Raw genomic sequence first — 20,609 nt, forward strand, 5'->3', positions numbered from 1 at the left:
ATGTGCGATAAACGTGGCATGCCGCTTGACAATCTCTGGTTGCACTTCACTCGTCACTCCGCCGCCGACGACGACCACGCCGTGCCGGTCATCGAGCGCGGCGAGGGCGTGTACGTCTGGGACACCGACGGCAGGCGGTACCTCGACGGGCTCGCCGGTCTGTTCACCGTGCAGGTGGGCCACGGACGCGAGGAGCTCGCCGAGGCCGCCGCGCGGCAGACGCGGGAGCTCGCCTACTTCCCGCTGTGGTCGGCCGCCCATCCCAGGGCGATCGAGCTGGCCGAACGACTGGTCGCGGAGGCGCCGGGCGCGCTCAACCGGGTCTTCTTCACCGTCAGCGGCGGCGAGTCGGTCGAAACGGCGTGGAAGCTCGCGAAGCAGTACTTCAAGCTCACCGGCAAGCCGACCAAGCACAAGGTCGTCAGCCGGTCGCTCGCCTACCACGGCACCTCGCAGGGCGCCCTGTCGATCACCGGCCTGCCCGGCCTGAAGAAGGACTTCGAACCGCTCGTGCCCAGCACGATCCGGGTCCCCAACACCAACTTCTACCGCGCGCCCGAGCACGCCGGCGACTACGAGGCGTTCGGCAGGTGGGCCGCGGACCAGATCGAGCAGGCCATCCTGTTCGAGGGCGCGGACACCGTGGCCGCCGTGTTCCTCGAACCGGTGCAGAACACCGGCGGCTGCTTCCCTCCGCCCCCCGGTTACTTCCAGCGGGTGCGCGAGATCTGCGACCGGCACGACGTGCTGCTGGTGTCCGACGAGGTGGTCTGCGCGATCGGCCGCCTCGGGCACACGTTCGGCGCCCAGCGCTACGGGTACCAGCCCGACATGATCACCACCGCCAAGGGGCTCACCTCCGGCTACGCACCGCTCGGCGCCGTTCTGATCGACGAGCGGCTGATGGAACCGTTCCGCAAGGACGGCACGGTGTTCATGCACGGCTCCACCTACGGCGGACATCCGGTGTCGTGCGCGGTGGCGCTCGCCAACCTCGACCTGATCGAACGGGACGACCTCTACGGCCACGTGCTGTCCGAACAGGACGCTTTCAAGTCCACTTTGGACAAGCTGCTCGACCTGCCGATCGTCGGCGACGTCCGCGGCGCGGGCTTCTTCTACGGCATCGAACTGGTCAAGGACAAGGCGACCAGGACGACCTTCACCGCGGAGGAGTCCGAACGCATCCTCAAGGGACACGTGTCCACGACCCTGTTCGACAGCGGTCTGTACTGCCGTGCCGACGACCGCGCCGAGCCGGTCATCCAGCTCTCCCCACCGCTGATCTGCGACCAGTCCCACTTCGACGAGATGGAGCAGATCATCCGGCACACGCTGGAGGGCGCCTGGAAGCTGGTCTAGTGGGCGCGGCTCAGGAGCGCCTGGATCTTGTCCGCGACCGCCCCGACCACCGGCCACAGCTCGTTGTTCAGCCAGTTGGCCACACCGGCGGTCTCGATGGTGTCCAGGAGTTCGCGCAGCTCGTGGACCGCGTCCACCTCCTGCTGGTCGCGGAACACCTCACCGAGTTCGAACGAGAGCTTGGGGTTCATGACGTCCTGGACGGCCCACTGCTGGAGAACGCGTCCCGGCAGCACGTCCGCGAGCCGGTAGTAGAAGTCGGCGCGCTTCAGCGGTCGGCGCACTCCCGCGTAGATGGTCGCCTCGTGAGCCCACCACTCGACGACCTTCTCCGCTTCCTCCCGCGACTCCCACTGGCTCGGCACCCGCCGTTGAAACTCCTTGGTGAGCTGGCGGTGCACGGTCGGCTGGTAGATCCCGCGCACCCGGAAGTTCGTCAGGTGCACGCGCGGCACGACCATCTGGGACACCGGCCCCGGGCTGCCGCGGTGCCGGCCGACCACGATGACGTCCTGCCCGCCGTCACCCCACTGCGGCGGCAGCACCCACATTTTCGTGCCCTGCGAGAAGTGCTTCAGATCGGTGGCGGCCACGTTCGCGACCACGCACCACCCCAGCAGCTCGTCCACCGTCACAGTCTCACCCGGAACACCGCCACGACGCTCGCCGTTTTACGGGCATGCGTCTGCGTTTGCTCGGTGACTCCATCGCGGCGGGCGTCGGCAGCACACGTCGTGAGGACACCCTCGGCCCGCTGCTCGCCGCGCGCCTGCGTGCGGCCGGCCACGAGGTCGACCTGAGGGTGCACGCCGTACCCGGTGCCCGCTCGTCCGGACTGAGCACGCAGGTGCGGGCCGCGGTGGCGAGCGGGGTGGACGTCGCCGTGATCGTGATCGGCGCGAACGACCTGACTCGGTTCGTCCCCGCGCACATCGGCGCGCAGCAGCTGCACGACGCGGTCGCGGACCTGCGCCGCGCGGGTGCCGGAGTCGTCGTCGCCACGGCGCCGGACCTGAGCGTCGTCGCGCACGTGCCGCCCGCGCTGCGCGACATCGTGTCGACGGTCAGCCGCGACTACGCCCTGGCGCAGCAGCAGGCCGTCATCCGGGCGGGCGGCGTGGTCGCACACGTCGAGCAGGTCGTCTCACCGCAGTTCGCCGCCGATCCGTCGCTCTTCGCGCCGGACCGCTTCCACCCGTCCGGCGCCGGGTACCGCGCCATCGCCGCGGCGCTCGCTCCCGCGGTCGAGGCGGTCGCCGCGCGGAACCACGCCTGACCGATTGCGATCACGGGCCGGGCGTCGTACTGTCCGCATTAAGTTCAAGCATTGAACGAATGAGGTGGATGATGAGCGCGCCCACTCCGGCGGACAAGTTCTCCTTCGGTCTCTGGACCGTGGGCTGGCAGGGTCGCGACCCGTTCGGCGAGGCCACGCGGCCTGAGCTGGACGTCGTCGAGGCGGTGCACCGGCTGGCCGAGCTGGGTGCGTACGGGTTGTCGTTCCACGACGACGACCTGTTCGGGTTCGCGGCCACCGAGCGCGAGAAGCAGATCGGCCGGCTCCAGGGCGCGCTGCAGGAGACCGGGCTCGTCATCCCGATGGTCACGACGAACCTGTTCAGCCACCCGGTGTTCAAGGACGGCGGCTTCACCAGCAACGACCGCGGGGTGCGGCGGTTCGCGTTGAAGAAGGTGCTGCGCAACATCGAGCTGGCGGCTGAGCTCGGCGCGCAGACCTACGTGCTGTGGGGCGGGCGCGAGGGCTCGGAGTACGACACGGCGAAGGACGTCCGCGCGGCGCTCGACCGGTACCGCGAGGCCATGAACCTGCTGACCCAGTTCGTCACGGACCGGGGCTACGACCTGCGGTTCGCCCTCGAGCCGAAGCCGAACGAGCCGCGCGGCGACATTCTGCTGCCCACGGTCGGGCACGCGCTGGCGTTCATCACGACGCTGGACCGCCCCGACCTGGTCGGGCTCAACCCCGAGGTCGGGCACGAGCAGATGGCCGGGCTGAACTTCGTGCACGGCATCGCGCAGGCGTTGTGGCACGACAAGCTCTTCCACATCGACCTCAACGGGCAGCGCAGCATCAAGTACGACCAGGACCTGGTGTTCGGGCACGGCGACCTGATGAACGCGTTCGCGCTGGTCGACCTGCTGGAGACCGCGGGCTACGACGGGCCGCGGCACTTCGACTACAAGCCGTCGCGGACCGAGGACATCACCGGCGTCTGGGACTCGGCTCGCGCGAACATGGCCACCTACCTGCTGCTGCGCGACCGCGCGAAGGCGTTCCGGGCCGACCCCGAGGTGCAGGAGGCGCTGGCCATCGCCGGTGTCGCCGACCTGGGCAAGCCGACGCTCGGTGCCGGCGAGTCCTACGAGGACCTGATCAACGACGACAGCTTCGACCCGGACAAGGCCGGCGAACGCGGCTACGGTTTCGTGCGCCTGAACCAGCTCGCGCTCGAGCACCTCGCCGGAGCGCGCTGACATGACGCTCGTCGCGGGCGTCGACTCCTCGACGCAGTCGTGCAAGGTCGTGGTGCGCGAGGCGGAGACCGGCAAGCTCGTCCGGGAGGGCCGCGCGGCTCACCCGGACGGCACCGAGGTGCACCCGTCGCACTGGTGGACCGCGCTGCAGTCCGCGTTGTCCGACGCCGGCGGGCTCGACGACGTCGCGGCGCTCAGCGTGGCGGGCCAGCAGCACGGCATGGTGTGCCTCGACGAGGACGGCGACGTCGTGCGGGAGGCGTTGCTGTGGAACGACACCAGGTCCGCGGCCGCGGCGGCCGCCCTCACCGACGAGCTGGGCGCTTCGTCGTGGGCGTCGCGCATCGGCCTGGTGCCGGTCGCGTCGTTCACGATCACCAAGCTGCGCTGGCTCGCCCAGCACGAACCGGCCAACGCCAAGCGCACCGCCGCCGTCTGCCTGCCGCACGACTGGCTGACGTGGCGGCTGCGCGGCACTGGTGACCTGGCCGACCTGGTCACCGACCGCTCGGACGCGTCCGGCACCGGCTACTTCGACTCGGTGGCAGGCGAGTACGTGCCGGACCTGGTCTCGCTCGGCCTGGGCCGGTCCGACGTGGTGCTGCCGCGCGTGCTCGGCCCGTCGGAGTCCGTTTCCGGCCCGGTGCGGCTCGGCGCGGGAGCCGGCGACAACGCGGCGGCGATGCTCGGCGTGGGCGGCGGCGTCGTGGTGTCACTGGGCACTTCCGGCGTCGTCACGGCGACCAGTGACGTGCGCGCGGCGGATGCGTCCGGCATCGTGGCGGGGTTCGCCGACGCCACGGGCCGCTACCTGCCGCTGGCGTGCACCTTGAACGCCGCCCGCGTGCTGGACGCCACCGCCCGCATGCTGGGCGTGGACCTGGCGCGGCTGAGCGCGCTGGCGCTGTCCGCCAAGCCCGGAGCCGAAGGTGTCGTCCTGGTGCCTTACTTCGAGGGCGAACGGACGCCGAACCTGCCGGATGCGACGGGAGCACTGCACGGCCTGACGCTGACCAACGCAACCCCGGCGAACATCGCCCGTGCCGCTGTGGAGGGCATGTTGTGCGGTCTCGCCGTCGGGCTGGACGCACTCGCCGCGCAGGGTGCGGACGTCAGCGGTGTGCGGCTCGTGGGCGGGGCGGCGGCGTCTCCGGCGGTGCGGGAGATCGCGCCCGTGGTGTTCGGCGTGCCCGTGACGGTTCCCGCACCGGGTGAGTACGTGGCGGACGGCGCTGCTCGGCAGGCGGCCTGGACGCTCACCGGCGACTCGGCGCCGCCGGAGTGGACGCTGGCGGAGAGCACTCGTCACGAGGCGGACGCGGTGCCGGAGATCCGGGCGCGGTACGGGGAAGCGGCAGAGCGGTACCTGAGCCGATGACTGGTCGGCGACCGGCAGGGTTCGTGCTGCCTCCGACCGCGGTTGGAGGCAGCACGCGACCCGGCGTGCCCACCCAGCGATACTGGGCGCGATGACCACCGTCGACCACCTGCGCCAGGTTCGCCTGGGCAACCTGCGGACGGTCCTGCTCGCCCTGGTCGACCGCCCCGGCTCGCGGGCCGACCTCGCGGCCCGCACCGGCCTGACCAAGGCGACCCTGTCCAACCTCACCGAGCCGTTGCTGGCCAACGGAATCCTCCTCGAGGAGCCCGCCACGTCGCCGAGCGTCGGCAGGCCGTCCAAGCCGCTGCGCTTCCACCCCGACGGACCGGTCGCGGTCGGCGCGGAGATCAACGTCAGCCACCTCGCCGTCGAGACGCTCGGGCTCGACGGCGAGACCATTCGCCGCCATCTCGTGCCCGCCGACATGCGCAAGGCCACCGAGGACGAGGTGCTCGACCGGGTCGCCGCGCTGATTCGCGAGATCGCCGGCGAACGCACGCTGCTCGGCGCCGGGCTCGCGATTCCCGGGGTCGTGCACGACGGCGTCGTGGTCAGGGCGCCGAACCTGCCCGCACTCGTCGGCGCGCCACTGGCACGAGGTCTGAGCCGCAGGCTGAACCTGGACGTCGAGCTGGACAACGAGGCGAACCTCGCCGCGCTGGCCCACCTGTGGCCCAGGCACCTGGCGGGTGAGGACTTCGTGCACGTGTCCGCGGACGTCGGCATCGGTGCGGGCGTCGTGCTCAACGGTGAGGTTTACCGGGGTGCCAGCGGGTTCGCGGGCGAGCTCGGGCACGTGGTGATCGAACGCGACGGCATCAAGTGCACCTGCGGCAGCCGCGGGTGTGTGGAGCGGTACGCGGGGCTCGACGTCATCCTGCGCGAGGCAGGCAGGCGCAGGCTCGACTCGCTCCACAAAGCACTCGAAGCGGGCGACCCCAAAGCCAAGAAGTCCGTGCACGAAGCCGGCAAGGCGCTCGGGGTCGGGCTGGCGACGCTGATGAACCTCTTCGACGTGCCGACGGTCGTGCTCGGCGGCAGCTATGCCGTGCTGCACGAACATCTCAGAGCCGCCGTTCAGTCCGAAATGGACAGCAGGGTGCTCGCGGGCGGGGAACGGCACACGCGGCTGACGGCGTCCCCGCTCGGCGAGTTCGCCGTGGTGCGGGGTGCGGCGGGGCTCATCACCCGGCGCGCCGTGCAGCAGCCCGAACGCCTTTTCGCATAGCCACAACGCCCAGCACCAACGCGGCCACGCCCACCACGAGCGAGAGATATCCGCCGACGATGCCGTAGCCGGTGCCGGGACCGCCCTTCGCCATCACCACGACCAGCGCGCCGATCACCATCCCGGCCAAGCCACCGGCAACGGCTACCACGGCACCCCGAAGACGCCGCAGCGCCAGCACGCCGAACACCACACCCACCAAGCCGAGCACCGCGCCCACCAGGGACCACGCACGCCCCGCCGTCATTTCGTATGCAGAAAGGAACATGGGCACAAGCTTGGTCAAGCGCGCGCCGCAGGTCGTCGTGCGAGCGCAGACAGCGACTACTGCGCCGGCAGTACCCGGAAGGTCCTCCCAGCGCACGATCTACCAGTACGACCATCGGTTTAAGGTGCACGTATGAGCAGGCGCTGGCTGGACTGGGCGATCGCCGCCGGAGTGGCGGCGAGCCTCGTGCTGGCCGGGCAGCCCGCCACCACGACGGGTTACCTCCTCCTGGCCGCGAGCGGGCTCGCACTGGCCGCGCGCAGAACAGCGCCGACAGCCGTGCTGGTCGCCACGGGACTCCTCGCGCTGGGCTACCAGGCGACCGGCGCCGACGTGCCGGTGATCGCGTTCCTGTTCGCCGTCTACTCGACGATGCGGGCGGGCCACCGGATCGTCACGCTCGTCGGTTCGGTGCTGATGATCGCCGCACTCCCGCTCGCCGCGCTCCTCTCGCCGCGCGACCTCACGACCGTCGAGGCGTTCGCGCAGACCCGGGACGTCCTGCAGATCGCCTGGCTCATCGCCGCCGCGGCCGCCGGAGAAGCGCTGCGGCAGGCGGAAAGACGAGCCGACGAAGCCGAGCGCACCAAGGAAGAAGCCGCTCGGAGGCGGGCCAACGAGGAACGCCTGCACATCGCCCGCGAACTGCACGACTCGCTCACCCACCAGATCTCGGTGATCAAGCTGCAGGCCGAGGTCGCGGTCCACCTGGCCCAGAAGCGCGGCGAGCAGGTCCCCGAATCCCTGGTGGCGATCCGCGACGCGGGACGAGAAGCGGCCCGAGAGCTGCGCGCGACGCTGGAAGCGCTCAGAGACGACGACAAGAACCCACCGCACGGCCTCGACGACGTCCCGGACCTCGTCCAACGCGCACGAGCCACCGGCCTCGACGCCCAGCTCACGATCGAGGGGCAGCACAAGGACGTCCCCGCCGCGGTGGCACGAACCGCGTACCGGATCGTGCAGGAGTCGTTGACCAACATCGCCAGGCACGCCGCCGCCGCGACCGCGAAGATCAGCATCGACTACCGGCCGGACGCGCTGCTCATCCGCGTCGACGACGACGGCACGGCAATCCCCAGCGGCGATCCCGGAGTAGGACTGCTCGGCATGCGTGAACGCGTCACCGCACTCGGCGGCAGCCTGAAAGCCGCACCCCGCGACGAAGGCGGCTTCACCGTCCAGGCCGAACTCCCCGTGGCACAGCCGTGATCCGCGTCCTGCTGGTCGACGACCAGCCCCTGATCCGCAGCGGTTTCCGCGCGCTGCTCGACGCGGAGGACGACATCGAGGTGGTGGCGGAGGCCGCGAACGGCGCGGAAGGCCTGCAAGAAGCCCGCAAACACCTCCCGGACATCGCCCTGGTCGACATCCAGATGCCGGAGGTCGACGGCATCGAGGCGACCAGGCGCATCGCCGCCGACCCCGCCCTGTCACAAACCCACGTCGTGATCCTCACCAACTACGGCCTGGACGAGTACGTCTTCCACGCCCTGAAAGCCGGCGCGGCGGGGTTCCTGGTCAAGGACGTCCAGCCGGAGGACTTCCTGCACGCCGTCCGGGTCGCGGCCCGCGGCGACGCGCTGCTCGCCCCGTCGATCACCCGCCGGCTGATCGACCGGTACGTGAGCCAGCCGCTCAAACCCAGCAGTGACCTGGCCCAGCTCACCAACCGCGAGCGCGAGGCCGTCGTCCTGGTCGCGCGAGGCCTGTCGAACGACGAGATCGCCGCGAGCATGGTGATCAGCCCGCTCACGGCGAAGACCCACGTCAACCGCGCGATGACCAAGCTGTACGCGCGCGACCGCGCCCAGCTCGTCGTCATCGCCTACGAGTCGGGCCTGGTCGTCCCGCACACCTCGGAACGCGGATAGGTCTCCGCGCAGATCCGCTTCTCGGCGTCCACAACGGACAGAGACCAGCGGATGATCCGCGAGTCGTTCGCACCGGACACCAGTTCGTCGTCGCGGGTGAACGCCACGGCCTGCACCGGCCCCGTGTGCCCGGTCAGGGTGGCGCCGGTGTGCGTGCCGAGGTTCCACACGACGACCGAGTGGTCCTCTCCCCCGGACGCCAGCGCGTCACCGGACGGGCTGAACGCCAGCGTCACGACCGGCGCGGAGTGGCCGCTCAACGTCATCAGCTCGGCGCCCGTGGCCACGTCCCAGACCTTCACCGTCCGGTTCGCGCCCGCCGTGGCGAACCGCGTGCCGTCCGGGCTGATCGCCACGTCGCGCACGTCGCCCTGACCGGTGCTGACGCGCCGTTCCAGCCTGTCGGTGGCCATGTTCCACAGCATCGCGCCACCGGCCGGATCGGTGGAGATCAGCAGCCTGCCGTCCGGCGTGAACTCCACTGCGCTCGCGATGTACGGGCCGCCGGAGAACGAGCCCCGCACGAGGTCGGGCAACGACCAGCGGAACCGCCCGAGCGACGCCGCGACGATCCCGCGCCCGTCCGGTTGGAAGGCGATGTCGGTCGACGCGCCCAAACCGCTGTAGGAGAACGACGACAGCCGCGCGCGCCGCGCCACGTCCCAGATCGTGATGGTGTGGTCGCGGGTCAGCGCGGCCAGCCGCGCGCCGTCCGGGCTGAACGACACGGCCTCGACCCGGTCCGGATGACCGTCCAAAGTGGCCAGAGCGGTGCCGTCGAGTCCCCACAGCCGCACGGTTCCGTCGTCACCGGCGGACGCGACCGTGTCCCCGAAGACGTCGATGTCGTTGACGTCGCCGGCGTGTCCGGTGAACGCGGGCACGGCGTCCTCGCGCACCGCGACGGTCCGGCCGAAACCACCGGACACCAGCAGCGTGCCGTCCCGGCCCAGCGCGAGCGACCTGGACTCGGTGCGGCCGCGGTCGCGGTAGGTCGTGATCGGCCGGCCGGTGCGGATGTCCCAGATCGTGATCAGGCCGTCCTCGTCCGCCACCGCCATCCGGCCGCCGACCGGCGCGGACGCCTCCCACGCGTACGGGCCCTGCTTCGGCAGCGCGGACAACAGCTTTCCGGTCACGTCCCAGAAGCTCACGCCGTTGCGGAGGGTCGCCGTGGTGATCTTCGCGGGACCGTCGAAACCGACGGTGCCGACCCCCAGCGACGGGATTTCGCCGACCTTCGCCCCGGACCCGGCGTCCCACACCAGCGGGTGCTCCTTGTCGTTCGCGGTGACGAGCAGCGCGCCGTCCGGGCTGAACGCCAGCGAGTTCACCTCGTGCGCGTGGCCCTTCAACACCCGGCGGGTCTTCGCGCCGACGTCCCACACCTCGACGTCACCGCCCGCGACACCGACCGCGAAGGACGTTCCCTCAGGGTGGAATGCGAGGCCGGTGGTGAGCACCGCGAACCGTTGCGAGAACACGGGTTTGCGCGTCGAGAGATCCCAGATCACCACGTCACCGGGACTGCCGGCCAGCGTCGGCATGGTGGCGTTCGAGGCGATGAACCTGTCGTCCGCGCTGAACTCGACCTGACGGGCGTAGCCGCCGTCGGTCAGTCCATTGTGGTCGGACAACAACAGCGTTCGTTCGCGCGTCTTTGGCTCCCACAACGTGACATTGCCGTCCCGGTCCGCGGTCGCGATCACGTCACCCTTGTGCGACACGCTCACGTCCAGCACGGGCGGGCCGTCGGTGTTCAGGTCGACGCGGCGCCGGGGTGCGGAGGCGGTGCTGAGCAGCGCGCCTCGGGTGTCGTCGTCCTCGTGCAGCCGGAACGCCGAGATCGCGAGCTGCCCTGCCAGGTCGGGTGCCGTGTCGACGAGGCCACGCGCGGACAACGCGAGCTGATGTGCCCGGTCGACCCGTTGGCGCAGCTGGGCTTCGCGCGACTGCCACCACGCGACGCCACCACCGCCCGCGGCGAGCACCAGCAGCACGCCCATGATCGCGACGAGCTTGGTGAGCAACCTGTTGCGGCGCTTCACCGTCACCTGCTCGGCCTCGTCCCGGTCCCGGCTCGCGCGCAGGAACGACTCCTCGGCCGCGTTCAGCTCACCGGGGTGGTCCTGGGCCCAGGCTGAGGCGGTGATCAGCTGCGAACCCCGGTAGAGCGCGCCGTCGTCCTGGTCGAGCTCGGTCCACGTGTGGGCGGCCGCCGTGAGCCTGCGGTGGACCAGCAGGGTCGAGCGGCCGTCGGAAAGCCAGCGCTGCAACCGCGGCCACGCCCGGATCAGGGCTTCGTGCGCGATCTCGGCGGTGTCCTCGTCGAGCACGATCAACCGTTCGGCGACCAGCCGGGCGAGCACACCGTCGATCACGGCAGGCTCGGCGATGCCGTCGAGCTCCGCACGGCGGATCGGCCTGCGGGTGTCTTCGGTGCCGTCGCCGAACGCGGTGAGACGCACCAGGACCCGGCGCATGGCCTGCTGTTCGGACTCGCCGAGTTCGTCGTAGGCGCGCTCGGCAGTCTGGGCGATCGCGCCGTGCACCCCGCCGCCGGCCCGGTACGCGGCCAGCGTCAGTTCCGCACCGGACCGTTGCCATGTCTCGACGAGCGCGTGCGACAGCAACGGCAGCGCGCCGGGCTCGGCATCCACGTCGGCGAGGATGGTGGCGAGCAGGTCGGCCGTGACGGACAGACCGCTCATCGCGGCCGGCCGCAGCACGATGTCCCGCAGGTCGGCGGTGGACGGCGGCCCGACCAGCACGGTCGCCTCGTCGGCCAGCGCCGTCACCAGTCCGGGGTGCTGTGTCACGTGGGCGAGGAAGTCCGCTCTGATGCCGAGCACGACCCGTGTGCGCCGATGCGGTCCCTGGGCCGCGTCCAGCAACACCGCGAGGAACTGTGAGCGCTCACTTTCATCGGCGCACAAGGTGAACAGCTCTTCCAGCTGATCCACGACGAGCAGTACTCGCACGTCGTCCGGACCACAAGCGAGCGCGTTGCGCACGCCAACGTCGAACGCCGCTGGGTCTTCGCCCAGGTCAGCCTTCTTGCCGGTGATCGACGCCAACGCGGTGGTGAGCGCTGCCATCGGGTGCGCGGTCGGGGTGATCACCACCAGCCGCCACACAGCAGGGAGCCTGCCGACGACACCTGCTCTGAGCAGCGAGGACTTCCCGCTGCCGGACGCACCGAACACGCCCACGACGGGATAGCGCTCGATCCGGCGGGTGACCAGTTCGATCAGGTGGTCGCGGCCGAAGAACCACGGGTGGTGCTCCGGCTGGTAGGCCATCAGGCCGCGGTACGGGCAGTCGCCGCGGGTGGTCCTGGGCGGCACGGGTTCGTCCAGCTGCTCGCCCCGCAGCATGGTCTCGTGCAGTCCGCGCAGGTCGGGGCCGGGTTCGATGCCGAGGTCCGCGACCAGCCGGTCACGCGTGCGGCGGAACACCTCCAGCGCCTCGGCCTGCCGGTTCACCCCGTACAGGGCGGTCATCAGCTTGGCGTGCAAGGGTTCCCGGTACGGGTTGGCCTCGGCCAACTCAGCCAGCTCACCGATGACCTCGGCGTGCCGGCCCAACGCCAGCTCGGCGGTCACCCGCGCTTCGGTCGCGCGCAGCCGTGTCTCGTCGAGTCTGGCGGCGAACTGGCCGGGCAGGTCCGGGTAGGCCGGTCCGCGCCACTTGCCCAGCGCCTCGGTCAGCAGGTCGGCCGCCTTGGCCGGGTCGCCGTGCGCGAGCGCCTGTTCGCCGTCCTCGGTCAGCTGCTCGAACCGGTCGGCGTCCAGTTCGCCGGCGAGGATCGTGAGCTCGTACCCCGCCGGTTTGCGGGTGATCCGCTCGCCGAGGCCGAGCGCGCGCTTGAGCTGGTAGACGTACAGCCGGACGTTCTCCTGCGCGGATGCCGGCGGGACCTCCCACAGCACCTCGATCAACCGCTGGGACGAGACGGGCGTGTTCGCGTGCCGCAGCAGCATCGCCAGCAGGATCCGTTGCTTCGCCGAGCGCAACGGCGTCTCGCCGTTCTCCGCCATGACGACGAGCGGACCGAGTACCCGGAACTCCACGCGCCCTCCCCCCAAGATCGGCGGAACGGTAACAACGACCAGGCGTTATACGCAGCCGATACGGAGAAATACGGTCCTGGACGGACGGTTTCGCACCGTGCGGAAAATCCATGTCGCGCTCTCGCTGCGCAGCGCCTTGCTGGCCGACCAGATCTCCTCGCGCCTCGCCGCCCTGTCGTGGGCTGTCCCAGGCACTCCCGCCGACGTGACCGTCACCGACGCCGCGGACGCCCTCGGTCCTCGAACCGTCGCGGTGCTGCCGTTCGTGCACGCCGTCGACGACCTCGTGAGAGCCGGCGTGACAGGGCTCGTACTCGCCGACGACCCGCTGGACGACATGGTGCGGGCGATCCACGACGTGCACCGGTTCGGCGGCTGGGTGTCGCCCCGGCTCGTGTCGACGCTGCTGCCCCCTCCCCCGCCCGCGTCGCTGACCGATCGCGAACGGGAGACGTTGCGGCTGGTCGCCGAGGGGCGGGAGAACGCGGAGATCGCAGCCGCCATGTTCATCACGGTGAGCGCGGTCAAGTACCACGTCTCGAACCTGCTGCGGAAGTTCGGTTGTCGCGACCGCACGCAACTGGTCTCGCGACTAGGGCGCCCGCTGCTGGTGCGTTCCTAGCGTGCTGGGCATGAGAATCCTCGTTGCCGCCCTGATCTCGTTCGGGGTGCTGATAGGTGTCGTCAGCCCCGCTCAGGCCGCCCTGCCCGCGTGGCCGAACGTCAAGGAAGGCCAGTCCGGCTCGAACGTGCTGACGGCCCAGCACCTGCTGCGCCACCGCGGCTACAACATCGGCGCCGACGGCGAGTTCGGCCCGGCCACCGAGTCCGCGGTCAAGCAGTTCCAGAGCGCCAACGGCCTGTCCGCGGACGGCGAGATCGGCCCGAACACCTGGCCGAAGCTGATCGTCAGCGTCCAGCGCGGCACCAACAGCAACGCGGTCCGGGCCGCCCAGGTCCAGCTCAACCGCTACGGCTACGGCCTCGCCGAGGACGGCGACTTCGGCGGCGGCACCCACAACGCCGCGGTCGCGTTCCAGAGCTCGAAGGGCCTCACCGCCGATGGCGTCGTCGGCCCGAACACCTGGCAGACCCTGGTCGGCGGGAGCGGTGGCGGCGGTGGTGGCGGCTCCTACAGCCTGCCGCTGGCCAAGAGCGCCCTGCCGCGCAGCGAGTACGACGACCCGCACCACGACTATCCCGCCATCGACCTGCCGGTGAACAACGTTCCTGCGTACGCGGCCGTCACCGGCACCGCCTACCGCATCAACGAGCCCAGCGGCTGCGGCAACGGCGTGCGGATCGTCAAGAGCGGCGTCGACTACATCTACTGCCACTTCTTGTCGTGGTCGGTCGCGAACGGTGCCGCCGTGAGGGCGGGCGACCGCGTGGGCACGACCGGCAACACCGGCAACTCGACCGGCCCGCACCTGCACTTCGCGATCAAGATCAGCGGAACGTCGTACTGCCCGCAGAACTTCCTGCTCGCGATCTACGACGGCCGCACGCCGCCGGCGCCGTCCTCGCTGCCGAGGACCGGCTGCTTCTACTGACCGACGACAGGTGGCGCCCCGGAACCGAACGGCTTCCGGGGCGCCGACCCGCAGACCTGATGCACGGCACCGGCCGGACAGCCCGCCGCCAGCCACTCACGGGTGCTCGCGAACGCGGCATCGATCAGCTCCCGTGCCCTGCTGAAGTCGCCGGGCGACACCCGCAACGGGCAGAGCGGCGGTACCACCCGCAGCTCGACCTGGTCCCGATAACGTTCGACGTCCAGCTCCAGCCGGTGGTTGACCAGCAACGTCAACGCCTGCAGCGCGATCCCGATCGCACTGCGCGGCGGTGAGGTCAGCGCGCACGCGTAGCCGGTCGGCAGCACCCACACGCGATCGGCGCCGAGATCGACGGCGTGCGACACCGGAGTGTTGTTCACCGCGCCGCCGTCCACCAGGTAGCGGCCACCGAGGTGCAACGGCGGGAACACCGCTGGGATCGCGGTCGAGGCCAGCACGGCGTCGACCGCGTTTCCGCTGGACAGCAGGACTTCCTCACCGGACAACACGTCCGTCGCACCGACGTGGACGGGAACCACCGTGCCGGTCAGGTCCACCGAGCCCAGCGAACGTTCCAGCAGCCGCCGCAACCCCGACTGAGGCACCAGGTGGTCGCGGAACCCCAGCAGGCCCAGCAGTCCGCGCACCGGGCGGATCGGGAAGACGTCGGTTCGCTTCAACGACACCCAGATGTCGGCCAGAGAGTCCACATCGGACGGATGCTGGGCGAACCACACGGCGTTGGCCGCGCCCACCGAGGTGCCGACGACGAAGTCCGGGTGGACGTCGGCCTCGACGAGCGCGGCCAGCATGCCGACCTCTGTCGCGCCCAAGCTCCCACCGCCTGCGAGCACGAACGCAGTCGCCATGCGCTCATCCTGCTCGCCCGGCGCCCGGCCGCGCGAGGGGCCAACTCCTCCGGCACGGGTGGGCGCGGGCCTGCGAACCATCCGCGCGAGGTGAACCGGCACGCCCGAACTCCCAGCCAGCCTGGGCTTTCGAGCGACGAGAGGTGGGCGACGTGGTCAGTGCGGAGAAGCAGAGGCTGCAGGAAGCCGGTCCGTGGCGGAAGTGGGGACCGTATCTGAGCGAACGGCAGTGGGGCACGGTCCGCGAAGGTGGCGACAACGCCTGGACGGAGTTCACCCACGACCAGGCCAGGTATCGGGCGTACCGGTGGGGTGAGGACGGGCTGGCCGGGTTCAGCGACGACCGGCAGCGCGTCTGCCTCGCGCTGGCGTTGTGGAACGGCGCCGACACGATCCTCAAGGAGCGGTTGTTCGGGCTCACCAACGGCGAGGGCAACCACGGCGAGGACGTGAAGGAGTGTTACTACTACCTCGACGCCACACCGACTTCCTCGTACCTGCGGATGCTCTACAAGTACCCGCAGGCGAAATTTCCGTACGAGGAACTCGTCGCAGTCAACGCCGCACGCACGCGGCAGGACCCCGAGTACGAACTGCTCGACACGGGCGTGTTCGACGACGACCGCTACTTCGACGTCGTGGTGGAGTACGCGAAAGCAGGTCCCGAGGACGTGCTGATGCGCGTCACGGCCCACAACCGCGGCCCGGAGGACGCCACGCTGCACCTGTTGCCCACGCTGTGGTTCCGGCACACGTGGTCGTGGGCGGGCGATGTCCGCGTGCCGACGCTGCACACCTGCGAGCCGGGGACCGTCCGCGCCGAGCACCCGGATCTGGGCGCCAGGTGGTGGTACGTCTCGCCGCCGGCCCCGATCCTCGTGACGGAGAACGAGACCGACAACGAGCACGTGTTCGGCTCGCCCAACGTCACCCCGTACGTGAAGGACGGCATCGAACGCGCTGTGCTGCACGGTGATCTCACCGCGGTCGCCCCGGACGGCGTCGGCACGAAAGCCGCCGCGCACCACGAACTCCGCATCCCCGCAGGGCGCAGTGCCCAGGTCAGGGTCCGGCTCAGCGACCACAGCCTCCACGACCCGTTCGCGGACTTCGACGCGACGATCACCACCAGGCGGGACGAGGCCGACGACTTCTACGACGAGGTGCTCGGCGGCGATCCGCGCAGTGACGAACGGCTGGTGTGCCGGCAGGCGCTCGCGGGGCTGCTGTGGTCGCAGCAGTACTACGCGTTCGACGTCGAGCGCTGGCTGACCGAACGGGGCACGGATCCTCTGGAGGGCGACCAGAACTGGCGGCACCTCATCGCCGAGGACGTCATCGTCATGCCCGACAAGTGGGAGTACCCGTGGTTCGCCGCGTGGGACCTGGCCTTCCACGCGGTGCCGCTGGTGATCGTCGACCCGGAGCTCGCCAAACAGCAGATAGAACTGTTGCTCGGCCGCCGTTACCTGCACCCCAACGGCCAGATTCCAGCCTACGAGTGGAACTTCAGCGACGTGAACCCGCCGGCGCACGCGTGGGCCGCGTGGTTCGTCTACCAGTACGACCGCGACAAGGAGTTCCTGGCGCGCGTGTTCCCGCCGCTGCTGCGCGCGTTCGGCTGGTGGCTCAACCGCAAGGACGCCGACGGCCGCAACCTGTTCCAGGGCGGGTTTCTCGGGCTGGACAACATCGGGGTGTTCGACCGCAGCGCTCCCCTGCCCACCGGCGGGCGGATCGACCAGGCCGACGGCACCGCGTGGATGGCCCTGTACTGCCAGAACCTCATCCAGATGGCGCTCGAACTCGGTGAGGTGGAGCAGGCCGCCACACTGCTGGAGAACCTCGCGTGGATCGCGGCGGCCACCGGTCACGTCGGCAGCGGGTTGTGGGACGAGGAGGACGGCTTCTTCCACGACGTGCTGCGGCATCCGGACGGGAGCTCCACGGCGTTGAAGGTCCGCTCCGCCGTCGGGTTGCTGCCGCTCGCCGCCGCGACGGTGCTCGGGCCGGACGTGCGGCAGGAGCATCCCGAGCTGGTCGACGGCATGCGCGAGTTCCTCGACCGGCATCCGGCCGTGCGGGCGGCGTTGTGGGGGCACGGCGCACAGGCGGACGCGAGCGGTCCGGTGCTGTTCTCGTTGTTCGACGAGAGCCGGTTGCGCCGGATCCTCGCGCGAATGCTCGACCCCGCGGAGTTCCTGAGCCCGCACGGGATCCGCTCGCTGTCCCGCTGGCACGCCGAGCACCCGTACGCGCTCACTGTCGACGGGGTCGAGCACCGCGTCGGCTACCTGCCGGCCGAGTCCGACAGCGGCATGTTCGGCGGCAACTCCAACTGGCGCGGACCCGTGTGGTTCCCGATCAACGTGCTGTTCATCAGGGCGTTGCGGCACCTGCACGAGTACTTCGGCGACGGGTTCACCGTCGAGTGCCCGACCGGCTCCGGACGGCAACTGAACCTCCGCGAGGTGGCGCAGGACATCGGCGAACGGCTGTTGGACGCGTTCCTGTTCGGCGTGGACGGACGTCCGGTCCACGGTGGACAGATGAGGTACCGGGACCCGCACTGGCGCGACCTGCCGTTGTTCTACGAGTACCTGCACGGGGACAACGGCGCGGGCATCGGCGCGAGCCATCAGACCGGGTGGACAGCGCTGGTCGCCCTGCTGCCGCGGGAGGTGACGCGATGAGCTGGCCACAGCAACCGGTCGTCTACGAGATCAACACCGCCGTGTGGCTGACCGAGCTGTCCCACCAGGCCGGTCGCGAGATCACCCTCGGCGACGTGCCCGCGTCCGCCTGGCACGCGGTCACCCCTGCCGGGGTCGACGCGGTGTGGCTGATGGGCGTGTGGGAACGCAGCCTGCTGGGGCTGGCGATGGCGAACGCGCAACCGGGCCTGCGGGCGTCGTTCCGCGAGGCGCTGCCGGACCTGCGGCCGGAGGACGTCGCCGGGTCGCCGTACTGCGTGCACCGCTACGTCGTGGCCGAGGAGTTCGGCGGCGACGAGGGTCTCGCGAAGGCCCGCGCCGAACTGGCCGCGCGCGGCGTGCGGTTGATCCTCGACTACGTGCCGAACCACGTGGCACCGGACCATCCGTGGGTGGTGGAGCACCCGGAGTTCTTCGTGCGCAAGGAGAACGGCGAAATCGAACTCGGGCGCGACCCGTACTTCCCCGCGTGGCCGGACGTCGTGCAGCTCGACGCGTTCTCCCCCGCTCTCCGCGCGGCGGCCACGATGACGCTCAGCTCGATCGCCGCCCGGTGCGACGGGATCCGCTGCGACATGGCCATGCTCGTCACCAACGAGGTCTTCGCGCGCACCTGGCAGAAAACGCCGCCGGAGCAGGACTTCTGGCCGGAGGTCATCAGCGGGCTGCGGGCCGAGCACCCCGAGACGGTGCTGATCGCCGAGGCGTACTGGGACATGGAGTGGTCGTTGCAGCAGCAGGGCTTCAACTTCTGTTACGACAAGCGCCTGTACGACCGGATCATCGGCAGTGACGGGGTGCGCGACCACCTGCGCGCCGATCCTGCCTACCAGGCGAGGCTGCTGCGGTTCCTGGAGAACCAGGACGAACCGCGGATCGCGAGCGAGCTCTCGCCCGCCGCCGCACGAGCGGCGGCGGTGGTGATCGCGACCCTGCCCGGCGCGACGCTGTGGTACGAGGGACAGTTCGAGGGCAGGCGCGTCCGGCCACCGGTGTTCCTGACCCGGCGGCCGGACGAACCGCTCGACCACGACCTCGCCGCCTGGTACCACCGGCTGCTCGCGATCGTGAGCGATCACCAGGTGCGGCTGGGCGAGTGGCGCCTGCTCGACGCCGAGGGCTGGCCGGACAACCAGTCGTGCCGGCAGCTGCTCGCGTGGACGTGGACGGTCGCCGACGGTCCCCGGCACGTCGTGGTCGTGAACCTCTCCGACCGGCCCGCCCAGGGGCTGCTCCCGGTGGAGCTGCACCGCTACACCGACCTGCTCGACGGAATGGTGTACGAGCAGGAGGACGACCTCAGTCCGCTGTACGTGGCCCTGGGGCCGTGGGGGTGTCATCTGTTCGCGGCGGCCTGAGCAGGGCCGCCGCCCATCCCGCCGCCGGGTCCACGTCGACCAGCAACACCTTCACCAGCACGGTGAGCGGCACCGCGAGCAACGCGCCGAGCGGGCCGAGCACCCAGGCCCAGAACACCAGGGCCAGGAAGGTGACGGTGGTCGACAACCCGGCGGCGTCCCCGGTGAAGCGCGGCTGGATCAGCGACTGCACCACGAAGTTCAGCACTCCGTAGAACGCCAGCACGGCCAGCGCCCGGCGCGGGCCGTGCTGCAGCAGCGCGAGCACCGCGGGCGGCGCCACGCCGAGCACGAACCCGATGTTGGGGATGTAGTTGGTGACGAAGGACAACACACCCCACAACAGGGCGAGCGGAATGCCGAGCAACGCCAGCGCGACCGTGTCCAGCGTCGCCACGACGAGTCCGAAGATCGTCGTGACGACCAGGTAGCGGCGCGAGCGGCGGACGAACTCCATCAGCGCCTCCCGCAGGTGCGGCCGGTCGACCGCGATCTCGGCCAGCCGCGAGCCCGCCCAGCCCACCTCGACGCCGAGGAACAGCAGCAGCGCCAACAGGAACACCAGGCTCGTGGTGAGGCTCGTGAGTTCCGTGAGCAGCCCGCCGATCGCGCCCATCAACTGGCCGCGGTCGATGCCGTTGATCGCCCGTTCCGCCCGCACGACCAGTTCGTCGCGCGCGAACTCCGGCAGCATCGCCGCCAGTCGCGCACCGGACACCGCCACCGTGACCGCCACGACCGCCAGCACGCCGTAGACGAGCACCACCACCGTCAGCGTCGCGAGCCACGGCGGCGCGCCGCGGCCGCGCAACCACCGGTGCACGGGGCTGACCGCGATCACGACCAGCAGCGCCAGCATCGCCGGCGCCACCAGCCATGCGATCGCCCGCACACCGGCGACCACGACGACCGCCGCCGCGCCACCGAGCAGGACCGTCAGCGCACGCGGCATCAACGGTGGGTCGACTCGTACTTCGCCGGTGTCGTGATGTCCGCTTCGTTGCCGTGGACGACCACCGCCCAGATCACCGTGACGCACAGGGCGATGACGATCGTCGACCACAGCGGGTGCACCGACGCGAACGCCAGTTGTGCCACCGAGTTGACGACCGCGAGCACCACCGCGACCACCCTGGCCCACGCGGCACCGGAGAGCAGCGCGGCGCCCGCGAGCGCCACCAGAATCCCGATCAGAAGCGTGATCCAGCCCCACGCGGTGATGTCGAAGACGAGCACCTGCTCCTCGGTCACGACGTAGTACTCACCCCGGAACAACGCCACCAGCCCCTCTATGGCGTTGAACGAGCCCATGACGATCATCATGATGCCCGCGAACCAGATCCAGCCGAGCCAGCCTGTCTCCCGCATCGTGCCTCCGTTTTCTCTTCGACGGGGATTGCCCGGTCACCGTGGCACCGGCGCGCGGCGCG

The 20,609-nt window shown here is 70.4% G+C and carries 17 protein-coding genes; 11 read left to right on the forward strand and 6 right to left on the reverse strand.

Annotated features, from left to right (window positions below; all coding sequences use genetic code 11):
• Window positions 1–1,362: an aspartate aminotransferase family protein gene (locus tag G7043_RS46350; protein ID WP_166055973.1), complete on the forward strand. Its 1,362-nt coding sequence runs from the start codon at window positions 1–3 to the stop codon at window positions 1,360–1,362.
• Here the strand turns inward: G7043_RS46350 and G7043_RS46355 are convergent.
• The gene (locus tag G7043_RS46355) at window positions 1,359–1,991 is read right to left on the reverse strand and encodes a hypothetical protein (protein WP_166055975.1); all 633 of its coding nucleotides are present in this window, start codon (window positions 1,989–1,991) and stop codon (window positions 1,359–1,361) included. The genes G7043_RS46350 and G7043_RS46355 overlap by 4 nt on opposite strands.
• 50 nt (window positions 1,992–2,041) lie before the next feature.
• On the opposite strand from G7043_RS46355, the gene G7043_RS46360 reads away from it, so the two are divergent.
• The 4 genes from G7043_RS46360 (at window position 2,042) to G7043_RS46375 (ending at window position 6,467) form a co-directional block, all read left to right on the forward strand.
• Entirely contained in the window at window positions 2,042–2,638 is a 597-nt protein-coding gene (locus G7043_RS46360; RefSeq protein ID WP_166055978.1) for an SGNH/GDSL hydrolase family protein, read from the forward strand.
• 68 nt (window positions 2,639–2,706) lie between these two features.
• Window positions 2,707–3,858, forward strand: a complete 1,152-nt coding sequence (xylA, locus tag G7043_RS46365) for a xylose isomerase (RefSeq protein WP_166056067.1) — start codon at window positions 2,707–2,709, stop codon at window positions 3,856–3,858.
• Window position 3,859: 1 nt separating this feature from the next.
• Entirely contained in the window at window positions 3,860–5,236 is a 1,377-nt protein-coding gene (xylB, locus tag G7043_RS46370; RefSeq protein WP_166055980.1) for a xylulokinase, read from the forward strand.
• 91 nt (window positions 5,237–5,327) lie between these two features.
• The gene (locus G7043_RS46375) at window positions 5,328–6,467 is read left to right on the forward strand and encodes an ROK family protein (RefSeq protein WP_166055982.1); all 1,140 of its coding nucleotides are present in this window, start codon (window positions 5,328–5,330) and stop codon (window positions 6,465–6,467) included.
• On the opposite strand, the gene G7043_RS46380 is transcribed toward G7043_RS46375, so the two are convergent.
• A complete protein-coding gene (locus G7043_RS46380) occupies window positions 6,424–6,735 on the reverse strand; it encodes a DUF6223 family protein (RefSeq protein ID WP_166055984.1) in 312 nt (103 codons plus the stop codon). The genes G7043_RS46375 and G7043_RS46380 overlap by 44 nt on opposite strands.
• A 132-nt stretch (window positions 6,736–6,867) precedes the next feature.
• On the opposite strand from G7043_RS46380, the gene G7043_RS46385 reads away from it, so the two are divergent.
• Both G7043_RS46385 and G7043_RS46390 read left to right on the forward strand, forming a co-directional pair.
• Window positions 6,868–7,947 (forward strand): sensor histidine kinase, encoded by a 1,080-nt coding sequence (locus G7043_RS46385; RefSeq protein WP_166055986.1) that lies wholly within the window; start codon window positions 6,868–6,870, stop codon window positions 7,945–7,947.
• A complete protein-coding gene (locus tag G7043_RS46390; protein WP_166055988.1) occupies window positions 7,944–8,609 on the forward strand; it encodes a response regulator in 666 nt (221 codons plus the stop codon). Before G7043_RS46385 ends, G7043_RS46390 begins: the two co-directional genes overlap by 4 nt.
• Here the strand turns inward: G7043_RS46390 and G7043_RS46395 are convergent.
• Entirely contained in the window at window positions 8,564–12,682 is a 4,119-nt protein-coding gene (locus tag G7043_RS46395) for an nSTAND1 domain-containing NTPase (RefSeq protein ID WP_166055990.1), read from the reverse strand. The two genes, G7043_RS46390 and G7043_RS46395, sit on opposite strands and share 46 nt — an antisense overlap.
• Window positions 12,683–12,779: 97 nt before the next feature.
• Between G7043_RS46395 and G7043_RS50285 the strand changes: the two genes are divergently transcribed.
• Both G7043_RS50285 and G7043_RS46405 read left to right on the forward strand, forming a co-directional pair.
• Complete coding sequence (locus G7043_RS50285) at window positions 12,780–13,304, forward strand: helix-turn-helix transcriptional regulator (RefSeq protein ID WP_166055992.1); 525 nt, start codon at window positions 12,780–12,782, stop codon at window positions 13,302–13,304.
• Window positions 13,305–13,314: 10 nt separating this feature from the next.
• The gene (locus G7043_RS46405; RefSeq protein ID WP_166055994.1) at window positions 13,315–14,235 is read left to right on the forward strand and encodes a peptidoglycan-binding protein; all 921 of its coding nucleotides are present in this window, start codon (window positions 13,315–13,317) and stop codon (window positions 14,233–14,235) included.
• Here the strand turns inward: G7043_RS46405 and G7043_RS46410 are convergent.
• On the reverse strand, window positions 14,229–15,107 hold the full coding sequence (locus G7043_RS46410) for a patatin-like phospholipase family protein (RefSeq protein WP_166055996.1): 879 nt from the start codon (window positions 15,105–15,107) through the stop codon (window positions 14,229–14,231). The genes G7043_RS46405 and G7043_RS46410 overlap by 7 nt on opposite strands.
• Before the next feature lie 152 nt (window positions 15,108–15,259).
• Here G7043_RS46410 and G7043_RS46415 point away from each other — a divergent pair, with 152 nt between their 5' ends.
• Window positions 15,260–17,800, forward strand: coding sequence for an MGH1-like glycoside hydrolase domain-containing protein (locus tag G7043_RS46415; protein WP_166055998.1), 2,541 nt, complete (start codon window positions 15,260–15,262; stop codon window positions 17,798–17,800).
• Entirely contained in the window at window positions 17,797–19,179 is a 1,383-nt protein-coding gene (locus G7043_RS46420; protein WP_166056000.1) for an alpha-amylase family glycosyl hydrolase, read from the forward strand. Before G7043_RS46415 ends, G7043_RS46420 begins: the two co-directional genes overlap by 4 nt.
• On the opposite strand, the gene G7043_RS46425 is transcribed toward G7043_RS46420, so the two are convergent.
• Complete coding sequence (locus tag G7043_RS46425; RefSeq protein ID WP_166056002.1) at window positions 19,121–20,131, reverse strand: AI-2E family transporter; 1,011 nt, start codon at window positions 20,129–20,131, stop codon at window positions 19,121–19,123. The two genes, G7043_RS46420 and G7043_RS46425, sit on opposite strands and share 59 nt — an antisense overlap.
• A complete protein-coding gene (locus tag G7043_RS46430) occupies window positions 20,131–20,547 on the reverse strand; it encodes a DUF7144 family membrane protein (protein ID WP_166056004.1) in 417 nt (138 codons plus the stop codon). Before G7043_RS46430 ends, G7043_RS46425 begins: the two co-directional genes overlap by 1 nt.
• Between the last annotated feature and the right edge of the window lie 62 nt (window positions 20,548–20,609).

Origin of the sequence: Lentzea alba (assembly GCF_011067745.1) — a bacterium.
Classification (GTDB): domain Bacteria; phylum Actinomycetota; class Actinomycetes; order Mycobacteriales; family Pseudonocardiaceae; genus Lentzea; species Lentzea alba.

What these genes read in the sequence shown, in the direction of transcription:
- G7043_RS46350 (WP_166055973.1), top strand. Translation starts at nt 1, where the DNA reads ATGTGCGATAAACGTGGCATGCCGCTTGACAATCTCTGGTTGCACTTC.
- G7043_RS46360 (WP_166055978.1), top strand. Translation starts at nt 2,042, where the DNA reads ATGCGTCTGCGTTTGCTCGGTGACTCCATCGCGGCGGGCGTCGGCAGC.
- xylA (WP_166056067.1), top strand. Translation starts at nt 2,707, where the DNA reads ATGATGAGCGCGCCCACTCCGGCGGACAAGTTCTCCTTCGGTCTCTGG.
- xylB (WP_166055980.1), top strand. Translation starts at nt 3,860, where the DNA reads ATGACGCTCGTCGCGGGCGTCGACTCCTCGACGCAGTCGTGCAAGGTC.
- G7043_RS46375 (WP_166055982.1), top strand. Translation starts at nt 5,328, where the DNA reads ATGACCACCGTCGACCACCTGCGCCAGGTTCGCCTGGGCAACCTGCGG.
- G7043_RS46380 (WP_166055984.1), bottom strand. Translation starts at nt 6,735, where the DNA reads ATGTTCCTTTCTGCATACGAAATGACGGCGGGGCGTGCGTGGTCCCTG.
- G7043_RS46385 (WP_166055986.1), top strand. Translation starts at nt 6,868, where the DNA reads ATGAGCAGGCGCTGGCTGGACTGGGCGATCGCCGCCGGAGTGGCGGCG.
- G7043_RS46405 (WP_166055994.1), top strand. Translation starts at nt 13,315, where the DNA reads ATGAGAATCCTCGTTGCCGCCCTGATCTCGTTCGGGGTGCTGATAGGT.
- G7043_RS46410 (WP_166055996.1), bottom strand. Translation starts at nt 15,107, where the DNA reads ATGGCGACTGCGTTCGTGCTCGCAGGCGGTGGGAGCTTGGGCGCGACA.
- G7043_RS46420 (WP_166056000.1), top strand. Translation starts at nt 17,797, where the DNA reads ATGAGCTGGCCACAGCAACCGGTCGTCTACGAGATCAACACCGCCGTG.
- G7043_RS46425 (WP_166056002.1), bottom strand. Translation starts at nt 20,131, where the DNA reads ATGCCGCGTGCGCTGACGGTCCTGCTCGGTGGCGCGGCGGCGGTCGTC.
- G7043_RS46430 (WP_166056004.1), bottom strand. Translation starts at nt 20,547, where the DNA reads ATGCGGGAGACAGGCTGGCTCGGCTGGATCTGGTTCGCGGGCATCATG.